Raw genomic sequence first — 22,000 nt, 5'->3', positions numbered from 1 at the left:
GCAATGGAGATCGCGCGGGCGGGCCACGCCGCCCGGAAACGGTTCGGCCTGCTCATGGACGGTGGCGAGCCCGTCGGCGGCCGCTGGAACCTCGACGCCGACAACCGCCAGCCGCCGCCGAAGACCGGGCACCTCGACGTGCCGCCCCCGCCGCTGCCGGTCGAGGACGACATCGACGCGCAGGTGCGCGCCGACCTGGACCGGTGGGAGCGGGACGGAGTCGAGTTCGTGGGACGGGACGGACCACGGCTGTTCCCGGCCACGCGGGCGGAGGCGGTGGGCCCGGTTGCGGCACTTCGTCGCGCACCGGTTGGCGGCGTTCGGGCCGTACGAGGACGCGATGCCGGCCGGCGACCCGTGGCTGGCGCACAGCATGCTGTCGGCACCGCTCAACCTGGGGCTGCCGGACCCGCTGGAGGCGGCCCGCGACGCCGAGCACGCCTTCCGTGCGGGCAGAGTGCCGCTGGCCAGCGCGGAGGGCTTCATCCGGCAGCTGATCGGCTGGCGCGACTACATCTGGCATCTGTACTGGTATCTGGGCGAGCGCTACCCCCACCTCAACCGGCTGCACGCCCGCCGCACGCTGCCGCGCTGGTTCGCCGACCTCGACGCCGACGCGGTCGCCGCCCGCTGCCTGTCCGACGTGCTGGCCGGGGTGCGCGACCGGGGCTGGGTGCACCACATCCCCCGGCTGATGGTGCTGGGTAACTGCGGGCTGCAGCGCGGCTGGCGCCCGCACGAACTGGCCGACTGGTTCCACCGCTGAGGCCCGGCGCGGTTCACGGGCACCGTGAACAGCGCGAACACCCCGGGTCGAGGCACCGACGCCGATAGCCTGGACGGGTGGCGGAGACGGTCGATGTCGCGGTGGTCGGCGCGGGTCTGGCCGGGCTGGTGGCGGCCCGGCGGCTGCACGAGGCGGGCCTGCACGTGGTGGTGTACGAGGCGGCCGACGACGTCGGCGGCCGGGTCCGCACCGACGAGGTCGACGGGTTCCTGCTGGACCGGGGCTTCCAGGTGCTGTGCCCCGCCTACCCGGCGCTGGCGGCCGAGTTCGACGTGCCCGCGCTGCATCTGCGCCCGTTCGCGCGCGGACTCGGGGTCTATCGCGGCGAGAAGCTGCACCGGCTGCGGCCCGACCTTTCCGCGCCCGGGGCGGTCCCCAGCGGCCTGCTGCCGCTCGGCGACGCGATCGCGCTGGCCGGGATGGCCGTGCGCGACGCGCTCGGCTCCGACCGCCAGCTCAAGCGGCGCGCCGACCGTACGACCCTGGACGAGCTGATCGAGGCGGGGATGACCCCGGCCGGGGTCGACCGGCTGGTGCGCCCGTTCCTGTCCGGGGTGTTCCTGGAGGACCGTCTGGACACGTCGGGGCGGTTCTTCCACCTGATGTGGCGCACCTTCCTGCGCGGCGGCGCCACCGTGCCCGCCCAGGGCATGCGGGCGCTGCCCCGCCAACTGGCGGCCCGACTGCCTGAGGTACGCGTCGGGGCGATGGTGACTCGGATCACCTCGGACGGGCTGGTCGTGGCCGGGGTCGGTGCGGTGCGGGCGGCCGCCGTCGTGGTGGCGACCGACGCGAGGACCGCTGCCGACCTGCTGCCCGGCCTGCGGCGGCCCGGCTGGCACGGGGTGACCACCTTCTACCACGACCCCGGCCCGGCGCCGCTGGACGAGGCGCTGCTGCTGGTGGACGCCGAGGAGCGGCTGGTCCGCAACACGGTGGTGCTGTCGGCGGCCGCGGCCGGGTACGCCCCGTCCGGGCACAGCCTGGTGGCGACCTCGGTGCTGGACACCGACACCCCGCTGCCCGAGCTGGAGCAGCGGGTACGCGACCGGATCTCGATGCTGTACGACACGGTCACCGGCTCGTGGCGGCTGCTGGCGGCGTACCGGATCCCGCACGCGCTGCCCGCGATGCCCGCCCCGCACCCGCTGCGCCGCCTGATCCGGTTCGACGAGCGCCGGTACGTCTGCGGCGACCACCGCGACACCAGCTCGATCCAGGGCGCGCTGGTCTCGGGCCGTCGCGCCGCGCAGGCGGTGCTCGCTGATCTGCGCCGCCACCTGGCGGGCGCCGCATCCCACGAAGTGAACACGTACGGCCGGGGATGAACCGGCACGCGGCACGTGCGGGTACACTTTCCACTCAGGTCGAGAGGCGCTGCGACGGGCCCGTGCCCGCCACGCTCGACCGGATAGACCAGATCAAGGGCGCCTCCGATCACACGGAGGTGTCGTCTTGAGCATTCGCGAGCAGCAGTCCGCCCGGATCGAGGCCCTGCGCGAGCAGCTGGGCCAGCGGGTCGTGGTTCTCGACGGCGCCTGGGGCACCATGCTGCAGCGGGTCGGGCTGACCGACGCCGACTACCGCGGCGAGCTGCTGAAGGACTTCCCGCGCGAGGTCAACGGCGACCCCGACCTGCTGAACCTCACCCGGCCCGACGTCATCTTGGACGTGCACCGCCAGTACCTGGCCGCCGGAGCGGACATCACCTCGACCAACACGTTCACCGCCACCAGCGTCGGCCAGGCCGACTACGGGCTGGAGGGGTACGTGCGGGAGATGAACGTGCGCGGCGCGCAGCTGGCCCGCCAGGCCGCCGACGAGTTCGGCCGGCGCTGGGTCGCCGGTTCGGTCGGCCCCCTCAACGTCACCCTGTCGCTGTCACCGAAGGTCGACGACCCCTCCTATCGGGCCGTGAGCTACGACCAGGTCAAGGCCGCGTACGCCGAGCAGATCGCCGCGCTCGACGAGGGCGGGGTCGACCTGCTGCTCATCGAGACCATCTTCGACACGCTCAACTGCAAGGCCGCGATCGCCGCCGCGCAGGAGGTCGCTCCGCACCTGCCGCTGTGGATCTCGGTGACCATCGTCGACCTCAGCGGCCGCACCCTGTCCGGGCAGACCGTCGAGGCGTTCTGGCGCTCGGTCGAGCACGCCCACCCACTGGTGGTCGGGGTGAACTGCTCGCTGGGCGCGACCGAGATGCGGCCGTACGTCGAGGAGCTGTCGCGCATCGCGGGCACCCACACGGCCAGCCACCCCAACGCGGGCCTGCCCAACGCCTTCGGCGGCTACGACCAGCAGCCGCAGGACACCGCCGACCTGCACGGCGAGTTCGCCGCGTCCGGGCTGGTCAACATCATCGGCGGCTGCTGCGGCACCACTCCCCCGCACATCGCCAAGCTGGCCGAGGCGGTCCGGGGCATGGCCCCCCGCCAGGTGCCGACGCCGGCGCCCGCGACCCGGTTCAGCGGCCTGGAGCAGTTCGCGATCGGCCCGGACACCGGGTTCGTGATGATCGGCGAGCGCACCAACGTGACCGGTTCGGCGAAGTTCCGCCGCCTGATCGAGGCCGACGACCACCAGGGCGCCGTCGCCGTGGCGGTGGAGCAGGTGCGCGGCGGGGCGAACCTGCTCGACGTCAACATGGACGCCGACCTGCTCGACAGCGAGCAGGCGATGACCACGTTCCTCAACCTGATCGCGACCGAGCCCGAGGTGGCCCGGGTGCCGATCATGGTGGACAGCTCCAAGTGGAGCGTCCTGGAGGCCGGGCTCAAGTGCGTGCAGGGCAAGGGCGTGGTCAACTCGATCAGCCTCAAGGAGGGCGAGGAGGTCTTCCTCGACCAGGCCCGTCGCGTCCAGAGCTACGGCGCGGGCGTGGTGGTGATGGCCTTCGACGAGAAGGGCCAGGCCGACACGACCGAGCGCAAGGTCGAGATCTGCGGCCGGGCGTACGACCTGCTGACGCAGCGGATCGGGTTCGCCCCCGAGGACATCATCTTCGACCCGAACGTGCTCGCGGTGGCCACCGGCATCGCCGAGCACAACGGCTACGCCAAGGCATTCATCGACGCGCTGCCGCTGATCAAGCAGCGCTGCCCCGGGGCGCGTACCAGCGGCGGCATCTCCAACCTGTCGTTCGCGTTCCGCGGCAACGACGTGGTGCGCGAGGCCATGCACTCGGCGTTCCTGTTCCACGCGGTGCGGGCCGGGCTGGACATGGGCATCGTCAACGCCGGTCAGCTCGCCGTCTACCAGGACATCCCGGCCGAGTTGCTGGAGCTGGTCGAGGACGTGCTGTTCGACCGGCGCCCCGACGCCACCGACCGGCTGGTCACGTTCGCGGGGACGGTCAGCGGCAGCGGCACCAAGCGCGAGCTGGACCTGTCCTGGCGCGAGGCGCCGGTGGCGCAGCGGCTGTCGCACGCGCTGGTGCACGGCATCGTCGACTTCATCGAGGCCGACACCGAGGAGGCGCGGCAGCAGGTCGACCGCCCGCTCGAGGTGATCGAGGGCCCGCTGATGGACGGCATGAAGGTCGTCGGCGACCTGTTCGGGTCCGGCAAGATGTTCCTGCCGCAGGTGGTCAAGAGCGCCCGCGTGATGAAGCGGGCGGTGGCCTACCTGGAGCCGTACATGGAGGCGGAGAAGGAGCAGGCACGCCTGGCCGGGCGGGCCGAGGCCACGCGCGGCAACGGCAAGGTCGTGCTCGCCACGGTCAAGGGCGACGTGCACGACATCGGCAAGAACATCGTCGGCGTGGTGCTGGGCTGCAACAACTACGAGGTCATCGACCTGGGCGTGATGGTGCCCGCGGCGACCATCCTGGACACCGCGGTGGCCGAGGGCGCCGACATCATCGGCCTGTCCGGCCTGATCACCCCGTCGCTGGACGAGATGGTCAACGTGGCGCAGGAGATGAACCGGCGCGGCCTGAAGCTGCCGCTGCTGATCGGCGGGGCCACCACGTCGCGGCAGCACACGGCGGTGCGCATCGCCCCGGCGTACGAGTCGCCGACGCTGCACGTGCTGGACGCCTCCCGTGTCGTGGGCGTGGTGTCGGACCTGCTCGACGCCGAGCGCGCCGAGGACCTGGCCGTCCGCAACCGGGCCGAGCAGGCGCGGCTGCGCGAGGAGCACGCCAACCGCACCCGGCAGCCGCTGCTGACGCTGGCGCAGGCCCGTGCCAACCGGGAGCGGGTCGACTTCGGCGAACTGCCGGTGCCCGCGTTCACCGGCGTACGGCAGGTGACGCCGAGCCTGGCCGAGCTGCGTGAGCTGATCGACTGGCAGTTCCTGTTCCTGGCCTGGGAGCTCAAGGGCAAGTTCCCGGCGATCCTGGACCTGCCCCAGGCCCGCGAGCTGTACGACGACGCCAACGCGATGCTCGACCAGATCATCGCCGACGGTTCGCTGCGCGCCCACGGCGTCTACGGCTTCTGGCCCGCGCACAGCGACGGCGACGACATCATCGTCGACACCGTCGACGGCCCGCTGCGCATGCCGATGCTGCGTCAGCAGACCACCAAGCCCGAGGGCCGCCCCAACCGCGGCCTGGCCGACTACCTGGCCCCCGAGGGCGACTACGTCGGTGGCTTCGGCGTGGCCATCCTCGGCGCCGAGGACCTGGCCGCCAAGCACGAGCGCGACCACGACGACTACAAGGCGATCATGGTGAAGGCGCTGGCCGACCGGCTCGCCGAGGCGTTCGCCGAGTACCTCCACCTGCAGGCGCGCCGCGACTGGTTCGAGCCCGACGCCAAACCGGCCATCGAGGACCTGCACGCCGAGCGTTTCCGGGGCATCCGGCCCGCGTTCGGCTACCCGGCCACGCCCGACCACACCCTCAAGCGCGAGCTGTTCGACCTGCTCGGCGCCGAGAGTGTGGGCCTGGGCCTGACCGAGTCGTTCGCGATGACGCCCGCCGCCGCGGTCAGCGGCCTGATCCTGGCCCACCCGGACTCGCGCTACTTCACCGTCGGCCGCATCGGCTCCGACCAGCTCGCCGACTACGCCGCCCGCCGGGGCGTCGACGTCGCCGAGGCCGAGAAGTGGCTGCGCCCCAACCTCACATGATCCCGCCTCACGTAATCCCAGAATATTCAGCAATGTCGAAGTAAGCAGTTTCGAAGAAGCTGCTCGCAAAACTCGTGGCTCAGGCTATGGCGGTCGTCCTTTCCCGCACGAAGGAGACCGCCATGGCCCTGTCCGAAACCACCACCCGGCCCCCACTGGTCGAGCCGCCGCGCGCTACCTCGATGTTCGTCAACGGGTACGTGCCCCGGCGGCGCGGCCTCGTCGTCACCATCGGCCTGCTGCTCGGGTTCGTGCTGACCATCGTCTGGTCGGCGGAGTTCGTCGACTCCACCATCGGCGACAACGTCGCCAACACCCTGCTCGGTCACGACGCCAAGGGCACCCCGATCGCCGGCATCGCCGCCGGGATCGCGTTCGCCTTCGTCAGCGGCATCGCCGGCACCTTCACCGCCTGCAACATCGCCGTGTTCGGTGCGATGAGCCCGATGCTGGGCGACGACAGCCGCAGCAGCCGGGTGCGCCAGCTGCTGCGCCCGCTGGGCTGGTTGTCGCTCGGCATGATCGGCGTGTCCGCGCTGTACGGCGCCCTGGTCGGCCTGATCGGCACCAGCATGCCGCAGTTCTCCACCGCGCCCAGCACCCCCGGTGTGCTGTCCCCGCGCAGCATCCAGTCGCTGGTCGTGTTCGGCCTGATCGGCCTGATCATGGTCTACCTGGGTCTGGCCGCGCTGCGCCTGGTGCCCGACCCGTTCGCGGGCATCGCCGGGCGGCACCCGAACGTGCCGATGGTGTTCATGGGCGTACTGATCGGCGGGTTCCTCATCGGACGGCCGTTCGGGCTGTTCCGGATGCTGTTCCGCGACGCCGCCGACAGCGGCAACCCGCTCTACGGCGCGGCCGCGTTCGTGCTGCAGTCGCTGGGCAACATCGTCATCATGGCCGTGCTCCTCGGGCTGATCACGCTGCTGTTCGGCGGCGGCTTGCAGCGGTGGCTGGCGGCCAAGCCCGCCCGCATGACCGTGGTCGTCGCGGTCGCGTTCCTGATCGCGGGCGCGTTCACGTTCCTGTACTGGGACGTCCGGGCCCTGGAGCGGCGCGGCATCATCCCCTGGTACCCGACAGCGCCCTGGGCCTGACCGACCGCGACCCGGCGGCAGGGCGGCGACCGCCGCCTGCCCGGTCTCCCGCCTGCCGCTTTCCGGCTCACCCGGGGGGTTGTGCGCACAACCCCACCCGGGTGAGCCCATCGCCGTGGTGTGGCCAGCCGGACGGTGGTGTCGCGGCGCGCGAGCGTCGCCTACTGTCCGGGCATGTCCGCACCGCCGTCTGGTCGAGCCCTGTTCCTGCTGTGCCTGCCGATGCTCGGGGCGGCGGCGCTGTGGGGCGCGGTCGGCGGAGTGGTGTCCGGCCTGGGCGTCGCCGGGGTCGCGGCCGCCGCGGTGGTCGAGACGACCACGGGCCTGGCACTGCTGGGCCTGGGCGCCGTCGCCGGCCGGCGGCCATCGCACGTCTTCACGGCCCTGGGGGTACGGCGGATCGCCGCGCTCGGCGCGATCGAAGCCGTCAACGTCGCCTGCTACTACCTGGCCCTGCAGTGGGCGCCCGTCGGTCCGGCCATGGCCGTGCACCTGCTCGCGCCGGTGCTGCTGGCCGGGGCGGGGCTGCTGCGCGGCACCGTCACCGCTGTGCGCCGGACGTTTGCCGCGATCGGGCTCACGGCACTGGCGCTGCTGTTCCTCGGGTTCGGCGGCGACAGCGGTGCGCCGTACCCCCGGATGGTTCTGGGTCTGCTGCTGAGCCTGGCCAGCGCGGGCTGCCTGGCGCTGTTCGTCAGCATGGTCCGGGTCTCCGCGCACGACGTGGCGCCGATGTCGGCCGCCGGTGCGCAGATGCTCGCCTCCGGCCTGCTGCTCAGCCCGTCGCTGCTCGCCGCCGGCGACGGCCGGGCCGTCGGCGGACTCGCCCTGATCGGACTGGTCCTGTTCGCCCCGGCGTGCTGGCTGTACTGGGTCGCCATGCGACGCCTGTCCCCCATCACCGCGTCCACGGTGCTGCTGGCCGAGCCGCTGTTCGGCGCCGCCGTCGCCTACGCCGTGTACGGCCAGCGCCCCACTCTCTGGCACGGTGCCGCGGCCCTGCTCATCATCGCGGCCACCTACCTCACCCTCGGCGCCCCGGCGGCCACCGCGGGCAAATCCCTACCAGTACAGTAGATTATCCTGGGGCCATGAGTTCCCCCCTCAGATCCACTCTGGCCGGTTCTGCCGCGCTCGCCGTGCTGGCACTGGCCGCCTGCGCGCCCCAGGACGAGCCCGGCACGAATCCGTCGGCCTCGGCCGCACCCGCCGCCTGCGCGCCGAGCAGCCTCAAGACGCTCGCCGCAGGCAAACTCACCATCGCCACCGACGACCCGGCGTACCCGCCGTGGTTCGCCGACAACAAGCCCGACAGCGGCCAGGGCTTCGAGTCCGCGGTCGCGTACGCGGTCGCCACGAAGCTCGGCTACACCAAGGACCAGGTCGTCTGGACCCGGGTCACCTTCAACGCGGCGATCGCCCCGGGTGCGAAGACGTTCGACCTCGACATCAACGAATTCTCGATCACGCCGGAGCGCAGGCAGGCGGTCGACTTCTCCGCGCCGTACTACGACGTCACGCAGACTGTCATCACGGTCAAGGGCTCGAAGATCGCCGGGGCGAAGTCGCTGGCCGACCTCAAGAACGCCAAGCTCGGCGCCCAGGTCGGCACGACCAGCTACCGGGCGATCACCGAGATCGTCAAGCCGGACGCCGCGCCCGCCGTGTTCAACAACAACGACGACGCCAAGAAGCAGCTGCAGAACGGCACTGTCGACGGCATCGTGGTGGACCTGCCGACCGCGTTCTACATGACCGCGGCCGAACTCGACGGCGGCGTCATCGTCGGCCAGCTCCCCCAGCCCTCGGGCACACCCGAGCAGTTCGGACTGGTGCTCGACAAGGGCTCGGCGCTGACCTCGTGCGTGAGCCAGGCCGTCGACGCGCTGCGCACCGACGGAACCCTCGACGCGCTGCAGAAGCAGTGGCTGGCCGGGGTCGCCGGGGCCCCGACGCTGGGATAGCGTGCGCCGGTGACCGCCATCTCCGAAGTCGACGACGGCTACCGCCCCAGCCCGCTGCAGCGGGCCCGGGTGGCGCACCGACGGCGGCAGACCGTCGTCTCCGTCGTCGTCGCGGCCGCCTCCACCGCCGTGGTCGGCGTGCTGGCCGTGGTGGCGGTCACCGGTGCCCCCGGCTGGGACCGGGTCAAACAGTCGTTCCTGGACCCGACGGTGGCCCGCGAGTCGCTGCCGCTGATCCTGGACGGGCTGTGGCTCAACGTCCGCCTGCTGGCCTTCTGCGCGGTCGGGGCACTGCTGCTGGGCCTGATCATCGCGGTGCTGCGGACGCTGCGACCGGCGGTGTTCTTCCCGCTGCGGGCGCTGGCCGCGTCGTACACGTACCTGTTCCGCGGCACGCCACTGCTGATCGTGCTGTACCTGCTCACCTTCGGCGTGCCGGGGCTACGGCTGCAGGGCACCCCGTCGCTGCTGGTGCTCGGCGGGATCGCGCTGACCATCGTGTACGCGGCGTACCTGGCCGAGGTGTTCCGGGCCGGGATCGAGTCGGTGCACCCGTCGCAGCGGGCCGCCGCCCGGTCGCTGGGACTGACCTACCGCCAGACGATGCGGCACGTGGTGCTGCCCCAAGCGCTGCGGCGGGTCGCCCCGCCCCTGCTCAACGACCTGGTGGCGCTGCAGAAGGACGTCGGGTTGATCTCACTGGCCGGACCCATCGACGCCATCCGGATGGCGCAGATCCAGACCGCGCAGACCTACAACTACACGCCGTACCTGGTCGCCGGGGCACTGTTCGTGCTGATGGCGATCCCGCTGATCGCGGTCACCGACGCGGTGACGCTGCGCGCGGCGCGCCGCCAGTCCGCCGAGGCCGCCGCGTGAACGCCCCCGCCGTGCCGCCGGTGCTGTCCTGTCGGGGGGTGCGCAAGGTGTTCCGGGGCGGCGTGGTGCTGCGCGAACTCGACCTGGACGTGACCGAGCACGAGGTCGTGGTGCTCATCGGCGCCTCCGGGTCGGGCAAGTCGACCCTGCTGCGGTGCGTCAACCTGCTGGAGCCGCTGGACGACGGCAGCATCCACCTCGACGGCGAGCACATCACCGACCCGCGCACCGATCCCGACCGGGTGCGGCGGCGCATCGGCATGGTGTTCCAGTCGTACAACCTGTTCCCGCACCTGAGCGTGCTCGACAACGTGACCCTGGCGCCGCGCCGGGTGCACGGCCGGGGCCGCGCCGAGGCCGAGGCGGACGCGCTGCGGCTGCTGGACCGCGTCGGGCTGGCCGACAAGGCGCGCGAATTCCCCGACCGGCTGTCCGGCGGGCAGCAGCAGCGGGTCGCGATCGTACGGTCGCTGGCCTGCGCGCCCCGGCTGATGCTGCTCGACGAGGTCACCTCGGCACTGGACCCGGAACTGGTCGGCGAGGTGCTGAGCCTCGTCCGCGAGCTGCGCGCCGACGGGATGACGATGGTCATCGCCACCCACGAGATGGGTTTCGCCCGCGAGGTGGCCGACCGGGTGTGCTTCCTGGACCAGGGCCGCGTAGTCGAGCAGGGGCCGCCGGAGCAGGTGCTCACCGACCCGGTGCAGCCGCGTACCCGGCAGTTCCTCGACCGCGTGCTGGCAGCGGGTCGCCTGTGAGCCAGCCCGCGCTGCCCCAGCCTGGTGCGATGAGCATCCGCCTCGATCCGATCACGATCGTGCCGTACGACCCCGCCTGGCCGACGTCGTTCGAGGCGCAGCGGGTGCGGATCGAAGCGGCGCTGGCCGGGGTGCTGGTCGGGCCGGTCGAGCACATCGGCAGCACCTCGGTGCCGGGCCTGGCCGCCAAATCGATCATCGACATGCTGGCCAGGGTCGACGGGTACGACCACGCCGCCCGGATCGCGGCGGCGATGGCCGGTATCGGCTGGTTCCACGCCCCGGAACCCGGCGACGAGACCGACCGCAAAATGTCGTTCTGCTTTCCCGACATCGCGCACCGCAGCCACCACCTGCATGTGGTCCAGGCGGATTCGGCAGGCTGGTCGAGCTGGCTGGCCTTCCGCGACCACCTGCGCACCCACCCCGCCGACGCCGCAGCGTACGGCGAACTCAAGGCCCAACTGGCCGCCGAGGACGCCCGGGACCGCCCCCGGTACCGGGCGGCCAAGGCACCTTTCATCGCGGACGTCCTGCGCCGCAGCGCCGCCGAGGGCGGACACCGCGAGGTAGATCGTCCATAATCGATCGGTGCGCAGGTTTCCGCAAGCCGAGCCGTCGCTGATCGTGGGCATCCTGCTGGGACTGGCGATGGTGGTCGGCGGGGTGCTGGCGATCAGCCCGGCCCTGGCCGAACGTCGCGCCTATCAGCAGGTGCTGGCCTGCCAGGAGCCCGGCGGGCCGCCCGGCTGCCTGCCGGTCGAGCGGGCCGAGGTGACCCGCATCGCCGAGACCGGCGACACGATGGCGTCGTACTACGCGTACTACCTCGACGGGGAGGAGGAGCCATCCTTCACCGACTTCGGCCGCGACCTGGTCCACGTGGGCGCCTCCATCGAGATCGTCCGGTGGCAGGGCGAGGTGCTGGGCATCAGGGCCGCCGACGGGTGGATCGTCACCTACAAACCCGGCTCGCGGCTGCTCGTCTACGTGTACCTGGGTCTGATCGTGTTCGGCGCGTGGGTGGTGCTGCGGCTGGCCGTCCTCGCGTTCGTCCCCGTGCCGCTGCGGATGACGCGGCTGGTCGAGTCGGCCATGGAAATGCTGCTCGCCGGGGCGACCATGGCGGTGCTGGTGGTCACCACGTTCGGGTTGGCCACCTGGCTGGGTTGGTACACCGCCGCGTTGTGCGGCCTGATCGCCGTCTACCGGGCCTGGGACAACCGGGAGAGCACGCGGACGATGTGGCGCGGCGCGCTGGGCCGCGACGAGGGCCCAGCGCGCCGCTGAGCGCCTACTGGAAGCCCACCACCGGGTGCGGCGCGTAGTGCTCCTCCAGCCGGGCGACCTCGTCGTCGGTCAGGCGCAGCTCCAACGCCGCCACCGCCTCTTCGAGCTGGTACGGCTTGGTGGCGCCGACGATCGGGGCGGTCACCGCCGGATGCCGGGCCACCCAGGCCAGCGCGATCTGCGCCCGGGGCACGCCGCGCTCGGCGGCGACCGCGCCCACGGCGTCGATGACGCGCCGGTCGGCGTCCTCGGTCGCGTCGTACAGCGAGCTGCCGTAGGCGTCGGTGGACTGGCGGTCGCTGGTGGCGCCGGGCTCGCGGGTGAGGCGGCCGCGCGCCAGCGGACTCCACGGCAGCACGCCGATCCGCTGGTCGAGGCAGAGCGGCAGCATCTCCCGCTCCTCCTCCCGGTGGATCAGGTTGTAGTGGTTCTGCATGGTGGCGAACCTGGTCCAGCCGTGCAGGTCAGCGGTGTACAGCGCCTTGGCGAACTGCCAGGCGTACATCGAGGACGCGCCGATGTAGCGGGCCTTGCCCGCCTTGACGACGTCGTGCAGCGCCTCGAGGGTCTCCTCGATCGGCGTGCTCGGATCCCAGCGGTGGATCTGGTACAGGTCGACGTAGTCGGTGCCCAGGCGCCGCAGACTGTTGTCGATCTCGGTCATGATCGCCTTGCGGCTCAGCCCGGAACCGTTCGGGCCGGGCCGCATCACGCCGTGCACCTTCGTGGCGATGACGACCTCGTCGCGGCGGGAAAAGTCACGCAGCGCCCGGCCCACGATCTCCTCGCTGCTGCCGTCGGAGTACACGTTGGCGGTGTCGAAGAAGTTGACGCCCAGCTCGATCGCGCGGCGGATGAACTCGCGGCTCTCCGCCTCGGGCAGGGTCCAGGTGTGCGCACCCCGGTCGGGCTCGCCGTAGCTCATGCAGCCCAGGCACAGCCGGGACACGTCCAGGCCGGTCGGGCCCAGTTTCACATACTCCACGATCATGCACTGTACCCACGGTCCGATCACGCCGTCTTCACCAGATCACCACATCCCGGGCCCTGGACAGTGGTTCGATCCCGAGCATGCTTCCGCTGCTCCGCGCCGCCGCGTACCGGCTGTACGCCCACCGCCTGCGCCGTCACCTGTCCACCACGGCCCTGCCCCGGCACGTCGCCATGGTCATGGACGGCAACCGCCGCTGGGCCCGCGAACGCGGCCTGACCCCGCAGACCGGCCACCGGTACGGCGCCGAGCACATCGACCACGTGCTCGGCTGGTGCGCCGAGGTCGGCATCGAGCACGTGACCGTGTTCGTCGCCTCGGTCGACAACATGCGCAAACGCGGCAGCGACGAGGTCGACAACCTGATGGCGATGATGGAGGACGTCATCGCCCACCGGCTCACCCGGCCCGACAACCGCTGGCGGCTGCACCTGGCCGGGCGCCTGGACCTGCTGCCCGACTCGACCCGCAACGCGCTGAAGCTCGCCGCCGAGGACACCCGCGCGCGCGACGCGCGGTTCCACCTGACCGTGGCGATCGGCTACGACGGCCGCGAGGAGATCGTCGACGCGGTGCGTTCGCTGCTGGACGAGCGGGCCGCCGCCGGGGCGACCCTGGCCGAGGTGGCGCAGTCGCTGACCGCCGAGGCGATCGCGGCGCACCTCTACACCGACGGGCAGCCCGATCCGGACCTGGTCATCCGCACCAGCGGGGAGCGGCGCATGTCCGGGTTCCTGCTCTGGCAGGCGGCGTACTCGGAGCTGTACTTCTGCGACGTGTACTGGCCCGGGTTCCGGGAGGTCGACTTCCTGCGGGCGCTGCGGTCGTACGCGGCAAGATCACGTAGATTCGGCGCATGACCGCGCCGCCCACCCCCGGTGCTGCACGACGCCCTGACGAGCGGTGACATCGTCGCCAAGTCCGCGTCGGCGGCGTACCTGGGCGAGCGCTTCCCGCGGTGGCGGGAACCCGCCGATCGGGCCGCACGTCACCGGGCCGGTGCGGACGAGTCCTTCACCGTCGGCGACTTGCGTGCCGCCGCCGACATGACCGACGCCGTCACCACCGACGCCTGGTCCCGCTTCGGAACGACGGATCAGGTTCCCGGCCAACTCGCCACCTGCTACGGGCCGCACACGGCGGTGGCCCGCTCGCGGGTGTGCCGGGCGGTCAGGGCACGCCGAGGTGAGCGAGGATGTCCGCCATCCGCGCCACGGCCAGGGCACGGTCGGCCGCGGCCGCTCGGGCGGTGCCTGGATCGCGCAGCGCGGGCTCCCATTCGGCGACCGGTCGAGGGCGGTCCACCTCGGGTAGGCCAAGTCCCAGGTCGATGCGCTGCCGTGGCGTGAGATCGGCACGCTGCGAAACCTCATGGCGTACCAGCGGATCAGAATCGCACGCCAGCGCCGCGAGCTGGTCCGGGCCGAGGTCGTGACGTCGCGCCGCCCCGGCTCGCACCTCCGGCCGATCGTCACGCAGCAAGCGCTCGACGATCTCCGCAGGCGTGTGGCGGTTGGCGGCCAGGCAGCGCACCATCGCCCCGTCGTCCTCGGCGAGCACCTCGGCCACGACCGCCGCCGACAACCGCCGGACGGCCAGGTCCGTCAGCAGGTGCCGACCGGAGTCGCGGACCTGCGCCACGTCGAACACCGCGGCGTCGAACTCCTCGATCTTGTCAACCTCGGTCCGCACCACCGGATGTGGGTCGCTTCGCAGCTGCTGCCACAACCGCGGGTTGGTACGGTACACCGTCCAGCAGGCCCCCGCCCTGGCACTCGCCGACGGGTGCACGGCCGCTCGGGCGGCCACGTACCGGACGTTCGGTCCGGAGTACAGCTCGCCGACCGCGTCGAAATCGTCGTCGGCGAGCAGCGCGTCGATCAGCAGGTCGCCCAGTGGGAAATTCGGCAGCCGAACAACCTCACCGGCCAGCGCGAGCCGCCCGTCCCGCCAGGACTCCGGCACGGATCGCGTCGGCCGAGGGCGAAGATGTGTGCTGTCAGTGAGGTAAGTCCGGGGTCTCGGGTCGGGGTGCAGTCGGATCGCGGCCACGATCCAGACCGGCAACCGGCGCTGCTGGCACAGTGCCTGCCAGCAATCGTCGGCCTCGCGAGCCAGCAATCGGATCAGCAGCCGGGGTGGCGTCGCCGGGTTCACGGCGAGACCGAGCAGTAGTTCGGTACGCCAGGCCGAGAACGGGGTCACGGCGGAACACCATACCGACCCGGGCCGGCCTGGGAGGCCCACACGTGTTCGCCTTCATTTCGACTGCTCGGGCGAAATCAGTTGGTGGGCTTGCCGAACCAGCGGGAGAGGTGGTCGTCCAGGTCGTGCTGCTCGTCGCCGATCCACGCGACGTGACCGTCGGGGCGTAGCAGGACGCACGGAACATCCAGTGCCGCGGTCGGGTCGGCGAGGTGGTCGACCCGGTCGGACCAGCCGCCGACGGTCAGCCGTTCGGTGCGGTCCAGCAGCAGGCCGCGCCCGCGATGCAGCAGACCGTAGAGGCGGCCCTGTTTCACGTCGAGGTCGCGCAGGCGGCGACCGAGCAGGTCGGGGCCGGCGCCGAAGTCGTAGCGGATGCCGATCGCGGTGATCTTCTCGAGCAGACGGCGGTTCACCTCGTCGAAGTCCATCAGTTCGGTGAGCAGCCTGCGCACGGCTCGCGGGCCCGGTTCGGCGGACAGCAGTTCCATCTGGGCGCGGGTGTTGTCCAGCACGTCCTCGGCGACCGGATGACGTTCGGCCTGGTAGGTGTCCAGCAGGGTCTCCGGCGCCCAGCCGCGGATCTGTGCGGCCAGTTTCCAGCCGAGGTTGAACGCGTCCTGAACGCCCAGGTTGAGACCCTGGCCGCCGATGGGTGGATGGATGTGTGCCGCATCTCCGGCCAGCAGCACCCGCCCGACCCGGTAACGTTCGGCCAGCCGGGTGGCATCCCCGAAGCGGGACATCCAGCGCGGGGAATGCACGCCGAAATCGGTTCCGGCGATGGCGCGCAGCTGTTGTTTGAAATCCTCGAGCGTGGGCGGTGCCGCACGATCGACGACTCCCGCGATGGGGACCACGACGCGATAGACCCCTCCGAAGAACCTCAGGTCGAATCGCCTGTCGGTCTCGGCGATCTCGGCCACCTTGGCGGCGATCTCTTCCTGCGACACACCCACTTCCATCTCGCCCATGAGCGTGTGGGTCCGCGAGGGCTCGCCGGGGAAGCCGACGCCGAGCAGTTTGCGCACCGTACTGCGTCCGCCGTCACAGCCGACGAGATAGCGCGTACGCAGCTGTTCCCCGTCGGCCAGCGCGACGGTCACACCGTCGTCGTCCTGCTGGAAATCGGCCACCGCACAACCGTGCCGGACCTGCGCACCGAGTTCGATCGCATGTGCTTCGAGCAGGTGAACGATGACCGGCTGCGGGATGCCCAGCAGGTAGGCGTACGCGGAGTCCAGGCCCTTGGGCGCGGGTTTGTTGATGGCGGCGAAGAAGCCGCCGGCCGGACGCTGTCTTCCGCGTTCGAGCATGCGCTCCAGTAGCCCGCGCATTGCCATCAGCTCGAGACTGCGCATGTGCAGACCGACTATGCGGACGAACGACGCGGGCTCGGTCTCCTTCTCCAGGACGAGTACCCGCACATCGTGCAGCCGCAGTTCGGCGGCCAGCATCGCACCGGTCGGCCCGCAACCCGCGATGATCACGTCGAACGTGGGGGGCGTGCGATCGGTGCCGGAGACCGGTGACGGGGATCCGGGAACGTCGACCAGGGTGGAGTCGCGCTCGACCGGATCGGTCGACGACGGCTCGGCGGTGAACTGCGCAGAGTGCATGGGTGTTGCCTTTCGGGAGGGCCTTGTTGGCGAGGCGCTCCCGGCGACACCTACGTCAGTCGCCCGGCCGTGACGGCAAGGGGGAGCACCCACATCGATCCAGCGTTCATGGGTCTCACCTCCTCGGGCGGTGTCACGGTCAGGTGCAAGCTACAAGCCCGAGCATTGTCGCGTCCAGTCCTTTGCCGCCCATGTGATCAGGACTCCACCTGGCCCGTGCGCTGCGGGGCGAACCCGGCGCGGCGTCGCCCGCGGACCTGTCGCCATGGTGACAGCTCGCCGGGACCGCGGCGGTCGTTGAACCGGTCGACCGAAGTACGTCGAGGAGGACCGGTGCGCAACACAGTGGCCAGGGCAGGCCTGGCAGTGCTGATCGGGGTCGCGGCCACGCTGGCCGGTCTGGTCACGACACAGGCACCGGCCTTCGCCGACCACAGCGTCTCGACCACGTTCACCGCCACCGGCGGCGAGCAGTCGTGGCCCGTGCCCGCTGGGGTGAGCGGCGTGCACGTCGAGCTGGTCGGCGCCCGTGGCGGCGACGGCGCCGGCGGCGGCAACGGGGGTCGGCCCGGCCGGCGTGTCTCGGCCGATCTCGCCATCCCGTCCGGCGTGACCCGGCTGTGGGTCGAGGTGGGGCAGCCGGGTGACGGCGCCCAGCCCGGTTTCGGTGGCGGGGGCAGCGGTGGGTCCGGGTCGCCGTACCGCGGGGGCGCCGGTGGTGGCGCGTCCGACCTGCGCACCTGCTCGCTGGGCAGCCCTTGCGACTCGCTCGGGTCGCGGCTGCTGGTGGCGGCCGGTGGGGGCGGCGGCGCGGGGCGCTGTTTCGCGATCGGCTGCGGCGCCTCGGGCAGCGGCGGTGACGCGTCGGTGGACGCACCGGGCGGCGGCGGTATCCCGTTCGGTGTGGGCGGCCTGCTGGGCAGCGCGGGCGGCCAGGGCCAGGGCGGGGCGGGGGCGTTCGCCGTGCCGGCGTCGACCGGCGGCGGCGGTGGCGGGGGCGGCGGCGGCTGGTTCGGGGGCGGCGGCGGGTCTTCCGGGGGCGCTCCCCCGGCGCCGCTGCTGGCCGGGTTCGACGGCGGCGACGGCGGCGCGGGGTCCAGCTACGCCGGGGCCGGTACCAGCGCCGTCGTGGTCGAGGAGACCGACGCCGAGGCGTCGGTGACGATCAGCTTCCAGGTGTACGGCACGACGCTGGCCTTCCTCGGCGCGGGCTCCGGCCCGATCGGCGCCGCGGCGACGCTGCGGGCGAAGCTGACCTACACCGGCTCGGGTGCCCCGGTCGCGGGCGCGCCGCTGGTGTTCGCGCTGGCCGGGGTCGCCGACTGCGGCGCGGTCACGAACGGCTCGGGCGAGGCGAGCTGCGTGGTGACGCCGCAGGCTCCGGCGGGGGTACGGGCTTTGGCGATCACCTACGCCGGGGACACCACCCGGGAGCCGTCGTCGTACTCGGGCACGTTCGAGGTGCGCCGCAAGCCGACCACATTGAAGTGGACCGGGGCGGTCACCGGGGACTACCACGACCCGGCCCGACTGGCCGCGAAGCTGACCCTCACCGACACGGGCGCGCCCCTGCCGGGAATGCCGGTGGCGTTGGCGCTGAATGGTGCCGAGACGTGCACCGCCACCACCGGCGCGGATGGGGTGGCCGCGTGCGAGGTGGTGCCGCAGGAGCAGCCGGGCGGGTACCCGGTGACGGCGTCGTACGCCGGGGACGCGGTGCACCTGCCGTCGGGGGCGAGCGCCGACTTCACGGTGACGCGGGAGCAGACGCTGCTGTCGTACCAGGGCGATGTGAATGTCGCCAACGACGAGTCCGCGCGGCTCGCGGCCCGGCTCACCGAGGGTTCGGTGCCACCGGTGCCCGGTGACGGGACGCCGGTGGTGGGCGCCCCGGTGGTGCTGGTGCTGGGCAGTGGCGCGACCAGGCAGTCTTGCACCGCCGACACCGGTGCGGACGGGGTCGCGGCGTGCGTGATCGCGAAGGTGGCACAGCCGCTGGACGCCTCGGGGCGGTTGCCGGTGTCTGCCGCGTACGCGGGCAGCGTCTTCTACGAGCCGAGCCAGGCCGCCGCGACCGTGGGCCTGCAGTATCTGACCGGCCGCGCCTTCGGCCTGTCCGGCAAGCTGAAGCTGCTGGTCGGCACCACGCAGGTGGCCGCGACGCCGGACACGGGTCCGGTCCGGGTGGCGACCCCGTTCGGCACGGGCACCCCGTGTACCGCGTCGTTGTCACTGGTGGCGTTGCAGGCCTCGGCCCTGTGCGCGAAAGTCGTGACGACGACCGCGCCGGGGACGGCCACCGCGACCGCGACCGTCGACGGGGTTGACCTGGGCCTGCCTGGCCTTCCCGCGATCTCACTGCGCGACCTGCGCGCCGTTTCCACGGCTACCTGCGGCGGGCCGTCGGGATCGGTGACGCTGGGCCGGGTGCTGGTCGGCGGGGTGGTGGTCGATGCTGCCACGGCCCCGAACACGACGGTGCCGCTACCGGGTCTGCCTGGCGCGAAGCTGGTGGTCAATGAGCAGGTCCCGGGGCCGGGCGGGCTGACCGTGAACGCGGTGCACCTGATCGTGCCGCCGCTGCTGGGCGTCAGCGCCGACCTCGTGGTCGCCTCGGCGACCACGGGCATCCACAACTGTCGCTGACCCCCGCCACCCCGCCGCACCACCCCTCCGCGTTGATCATGAAGTTGTGGGCGGGACACACCGTCGAACGCGCCCATAAGTTCATGATCGACACGGAGGGTGAGGGGGTCGATGCGGGGATCGTGCGCTAGATTTGGCGGTTGGCTGATTACGGCCAACAAAAAAGAACGGCGCTATCGCGTCCGTTCTGTCGCCTAGTAGAGCACGAAGGAGACGGGCTTGTCAAGCTCCCCCGCCGCCGACCGGGATGCCGAGCTCACCGCCGAGCAGGAGTACGTCTCCATGCTCTACGGCCGCCTCGACGGCCTGCGCGAACGCGCCTCCGCCCAACTCGCGCAGACGCTGCTGCAGAGCGGCGGCACACTGCAGGAGCGGTCCCAGCGCGACTCGCTGATTGGCCGGTACACCGACCAGGTGGCCACCTTCGGGGCGGTGGAGAACGGGCTGTGCTTCGGCCGCCTGGACTTCCTCGACGGCCACCACCACTACATCGGGCGGATCGGCATCTTCGACGAGGAGGGTGAGTACGAGCCGCTGCTGCTGGACTGGCGCGCCCCGTCGGCCCGCCCGTTCTACCTGGCCACCGCCGCGTCCCCGCTGGACGTACGGCGCCGCCGCCAGATCCGCACCTCCGGCCGCAAGGTCACCGAGCTCGACGACGAGGTGCTGGACCTGGAGACGGCCGCGGCCGCGCCGCACCACGACGGGCTGACCAGTGAGGCAGCCCTGTTCGCGGCGCTGGGCGCGGGCCGCACCGGCCGGATGCGCGACATCGTGCAGACGATCCAGGCCGAGCAGGACCGCATCATCCGCGCCGACCTCAGCGGGGTGCTGGTGGTCCAGGGCGGGCCGGGCACCGGCAAGACCGCCGTGGCGCTGCACCGGGCGGCGTACCTGCTCTACACGTTCCGGCAGGAGCTGTCGACGCGGGCGGTGCTGGTGCTGGGCCCGAACGAGACGTTCCTGAAGTACATCTCGCAGGTGCTGCCGTCACTGGCCGAGACGGGCGTGCTGCTGCGCACCGTCGGCGACCTGTTCCCGGGGGTGAGCGCGCACGCCACGGAGTCCGACACCGCCGCCGAGGTCAAGGGGCGGGCGGTGATGGCCGACGTGCTGGCCCAGGCGGTCCGCGACCGGCAGCGGGCGCCGGAGGACTACCTGGAGATCGTGCTCGAGAACGGCGACCACCTGGTGCTGGACCGGGCGACCTGTGAGGATGCCCGAGCCAACGCCCGCCGCACCGGCAAGCCGCACAACCTGGCCCGGTCCCTGTTCGACACCGAGGTCATCCACGCTCTGTCGCTGAAGTACGCCGACGCCATCGGTGTCGACCCGTACGCCGACGACCCGCTCGGCGGCGACGACGCCCCCGGCGAGGCGCAGCTGCTGGAGGAGGCCGACCTGGCCGAGATCCGGCGCGAGCTGGCCATGGAGCCGGGCGTGCAGACCGCGCTGGACTGGCTGTGGCCGGTGCTGACCCCGCAGACGCTGCTGTCCGACCTGTACCGCGGCGCCGATCGGCTCGCCGCGGCGGCGCCGATGCTGTCGGAGAGCGAGCGGGCGCTGCTGGCGCGGCCGCGCGGCTCGGGCTGGACGCCGGCCGACGCACCGCTGCTGGACGAGGCGGCCGAGTTGCTGGGCGAGGACGACCGCGACGCGGAACTGCTGGCTCGGTGGCGACGGCGGCAGCAGTCGGCGTACGCCGAGGGCGCGCTGGAGATCCTGCACGGCTCCCGGTCGATCGACCTGGAGGACGAGATCGACCCGGAGATCCTGACCGCCGTCGACCTGCTCGACGCCGGGATCCTGGGCGAGCGGCACGAGGAAAAGGCCCTGCTCACCGCCGCCGAGCGGGCCGCCGCCGACCGCAACTGGGCCTTCGGGCACATCATCGTCGACGAGGCGCAGGAGTTGTCGCCGATGGCGTGGCGGCTGCTGATGCGCCGCAGTCCGAGCCGGTCGATGACCGTGGTCGGCGACGTCGCGCAGACCGGGGACCTGTCCGGGATCTCGGCCTGGGGCCAGGCGCTGGAGCCGTACGTCGGGCAGCGGTGGCGGCACGAGGAGCTGACCGTCAACTACCGCACCCCGGCCGAGATCATGACGCTGGCCGGGAAGGTGCTGACCGAGATCGATCCGGCGCTGCTGGCGCCCCGCTCGGTACGCAGCACCGGCACCGAGCCGGAGATGATCGCGGTCGCTGACGGTGACCTGGCCGCTTCAGCAGCCAGGACCGCGCTGGCCGAGGCGGATCCCGCGACGCTGGCCGACGGGCGGCTCGGGGTGCTGGTCCCGGCCGGGATGCTGGACGAGGTCGGCGCGGCGGTCCTGCGCGCCCTGCCACAGGCGGCCCTGGGCGCCCAGGCCGATCTGGAGAACCAGGTGGTGGTGCTGACGGTACGGCAGGCCAAGGGCCTGGAGTTCGACTCGGTGGTGGTGGTCGACCCGACCCGGATCGTCACCGAGTCCCCGCGCGGCCACAGTGACCTGTACGTCGCGCTGACCCGCGCCACCCAGCGCCTGACCGTGCTGCACCCGGCCGGTTCGCCCCTGCCCTTGTGAGAAGGTCGTCGTCTACCCGTACAGCTGACCCGCTTGATCAGGAGATGTCGGGGGCGGTGCGCGACGCACCGCCCCCGTTCGCATCTCAGCGGATCGAAACGGGGCCGCGCGAGGTGGCCCCGG

16 protein-coding genes, 1 pseudogene and 1 riboswitch are annotated in these 22,000 nt (G+C 72.0%); of the genes and pseudogenes, 14 read left to right on the top strand and 3 right to left on the bottom strand.

What is annotated here, in order from left to right; genetic code table 11:
- Positions 1 to 3: 3 nt before the first annotated feature.
- The 11 genes and pseudogenes from KUA19_RS44870 to KUA19_RS41340 all read left to right on the top strand — a co-directional run.
- Positions 4 to 144 (top strand): annotated as a pseudogene (locus KUA19_RS44870) (cryptochrome/photolyase family protein); the annotation flags it as partial.
- Between the two features lie 142 nt (positions 145 to 286).
- Positions 287 to 766 (top strand): cryptochrome/photolyase family protein, encoded by a 480-nt coding sequence (locus KUA19_RS43650; RefSeq protein ID WP_254550925.1) that lies wholly within the window; start codon positions 287 to 289, stop codon positions 764 to 766.
- Between the two features lie 77 nt (positions 767 to 843).
- Positions 844 to 2,115: an NAD(P)/FAD-dependent oxidoreductase gene (locus KUA19_RS41380; RefSeq protein ID WP_217405393.1), complete on the top strand. Its 1,272-nt coding sequence runs from the start codon at positions 844 to 846 to the stop codon at positions 2,113 to 2,115.
- A gap of 35 nt (positions 2,116 to 2,150) precedes the next feature.
- Positions 2,151 to 2,227, top strand: a riboswitch (S-adenosyl-L-homocysteine riboswitch).
- Positions 2,228 to 2,248: 21 nt separating this feature from the next.
- Positions 2,249 to 5,866 (top strand): methionine synthase, encoded by a 3,618-nt coding sequence (metH, locus tag KUA19_RS41375; RefSeq protein ID WP_308167948.1) that lies wholly within the window; start codon positions 2,249 to 2,251, stop codon positions 5,864 to 5,866.
- A gap of 122 nt (positions 5,867 to 5,988) precedes the next feature.
- Positions 5,989 to 6,963 (top strand): hypothetical protein, encoded by a 975-nt coding sequence (locus KUA19_RS41370; protein ID WP_217405391.1) that lies wholly within the window; start codon positions 5,989 to 5,991, stop codon positions 6,961 to 6,963.
- Between the two features lie 174 nt (positions 6,964 to 7,137).
- Positions 7,138 to 8,040 (top strand): EamA family transporter, encoded by a 903-nt coding sequence (locus tag KUA19_RS41365; protein WP_217405389.1) that lies wholly within the window; start codon positions 7,138 to 7,140, stop codon positions 8,038 to 8,040.
- Positions 8,041 to 8,054: 14 nt separating this feature from the next.
- Positions 8,055 to 8,927: an ABC transporter substrate-binding protein gene (locus tag KUA19_RS41360; protein WP_217405387.1), complete on the top strand. Its 873-nt coding sequence runs from the start codon at positions 8,055 to 8,057 to the stop codon at positions 8,925 to 8,927.
- Positions 8,928 to 8,936: 9 nt separating this feature from the next.
- A complete protein-coding gene (locus KUA19_RS41355) occupies positions 8,937 to 9,806 on the top strand; it encodes an amino acid ABC transporter permease (protein ID WP_308167944.1) in 870 nt (289 codons plus the stop codon).
- Positions 9,803 to 10,564 carry an amino acid ABC transporter ATP-binding protein gene (locus KUA19_RS41350; RefSeq protein WP_308167943.1) on the top strand — a complete coding sequence of 254 codons (762 nt, stop codon included), beginning with the start codon at positions 9,803 to 9,805 and terminating at the stop codon, positions 10,562 to 10,564. The genes KUA19_RS41355 and KUA19_RS41350 overlap by 4 nt, the downstream gene beginning before the upstream one ends.
- Before the next feature lie 29 nt (positions 10,565 to 10,593).
- The gene (locus KUA19_RS41345) at positions 10,594 to 11,148 is read left to right on the top strand and encodes a GrpB family protein (protein ID WP_254550924.1); all 555 of its coding nucleotides are present in this window, start codon (positions 10,594 to 10,596) and stop codon (positions 11,146 to 11,148) included.
- 7 nt (positions 11,149 to 11,155) lie between these two features.
- Positions 11,156 to 11,854: a hypothetical protein gene (locus KUA19_RS41340; protein WP_217405386.1), complete on the top strand. Its 699-nt coding sequence runs from the start codon at positions 11,156 to 11,158 to the stop codon at positions 11,852 to 11,854.
- Between the two features lie 4 nt (positions 11,855 to 11,858).
- On the opposite strand, the gene KUA19_RS41335 is transcribed toward KUA19_RS41340, so the two are convergent.
- Positions 11,859 to 12,839: an aldo/keto reductase gene (locus KUA19_RS41335; protein ID WP_217405384.1), complete on the bottom strand. Its 981-nt coding sequence runs from the start codon at positions 12,837 to 12,839 to the stop codon at positions 11,859 to 11,861.
- Positions 12,840 to 12,925: 86 nt separating this feature from the next.
- On the opposite strand from KUA19_RS41335, the gene uppS reads away from it, so the two are divergent.
- Positions 12,926 to 13,705 (top strand): polyprenyl diphosphate synthase, encoded by a 780-nt coding sequence (gene uppS, locus KUA19_RS41330; RefSeq protein ID WP_217405382.1) that lies wholly within the window; start codon positions 12,926 to 12,928, stop codon positions 13,703 to 13,705.
- Between the two features lie 310 nt (positions 13,706 to 14,015).
- Here the strand turns inward: uppS and KUA19_RS41325 are convergent, their stop codons facing one another.
- Both KUA19_RS41325 and rox read right to left on the bottom strand, forming a co-directional pair.
- The gene (locus tag KUA19_RS41325; RefSeq protein ID WP_217405381.1) at positions 14,016 to 15,050 is read right to left on the bottom strand and encodes a hypothetical protein; all 1,035 of its coding nucleotides are present in this window, start codon (positions 15,048 to 15,050) and stop codon (positions 14,016 to 14,018) included.
- Positions 15,051 to 15,127: 77 nt separating this feature from the next.
- Complete coding sequence (gene rox / locus KUA19_RS41320; RefSeq protein ID WP_217405379.1) at positions 15,128 to 16,669, bottom strand: rifampin monooxygenase; 1,542 nt, start codon at positions 16,667 to 16,669, stop codon at positions 15,128 to 15,130.
- Between the two features lie 333 nt (positions 16,670 to 17,002).
- Here rox and KUA19_RS41315 point away from each other — a divergent pair, with 333 nt between their 5' ends.
- Together KUA19_RS41315 and KUA19_RS41310 are read left to right on the top strand one after the other, a co-directional pair.
- On the top strand, positions 17,003 to 19,315 hold the full coding sequence (locus KUA19_RS41315) for a choice-of-anchor P family protein (protein ID WP_217405377.1): 2,313 nt from the start codon (positions 17,003 to 17,005) through the stop codon (positions 19,313 to 19,315).
- Positions 19,316 to 19,534: 219 nt separating this feature from the next.
- A complete protein-coding gene (locus tag KUA19_RS41310; protein ID WP_504739746.1) occupies positions 19,535 to 21,877 on the top strand; it encodes a HelD family protein in 2,343 nt (780 codons plus the stop codon).
- Positions 21,878 to 22,000 lie beyond the last annotated feature (123 nt).

The organism is Catellatospora tritici, from assembly GCF_019083965.1.
Classification (GTDB): domain Bacteria; phylum Actinomycetota; class Actinomycetes; order Mycobacteriales; family Micromonosporaceae; genus Catellatospora; species Catellatospora tritici.
The sequence above is the reverse complement of the archived record's forward strand: the minus strand, read 5'-3'. Positions and strand labels throughout refer to the sequence as shown.

Excerpts from the sequence above, each read along its gene's own strand:
- rox (WP_217405379.1), bottom strand. The coding sequence starts at position 16,669 with ATGCACTCTGCGCAGTTCACCGCCGAGCCGTCGTCGACCGATCCGGTC.
- uppS (WP_217405382.1), top strand. The coding sequence starts at position 12,926 with ATGCTTCCGCTGCTCCGCGCCGCCGCGTACCGGCTGTACGCCCACCGC.
- KUA19_RS41365 (WP_217405389.1), top strand. The coding sequence starts at position 7,138 with ATGTCCGCACCGCCGTCTGGTCGAGCCCTGTTCCTGCTGTGCCTGCCG.
- KUA19_RS41370 (WP_217405391.1), top strand. The coding sequence starts at position 5,989 with ATGGCCCTGTCCGAAACCACCACCCGGCCCCCACTGGTCGAGCCGCCG.
- KUA19_RS41360 (WP_217405387.1), top strand. The coding sequence starts at position 8,055 with ATGAGTTCCCCCCTCAGATCCACTCTGGCCGGTTCTGCCGCGCTCGCC.
- KUA19_RS41345 (WP_254550924.1), top strand. The coding sequence starts at position 10,594 with ATGAGCATCCGCCTCGATCCGATCACGATCGTGCCGTACGACCCCGCC.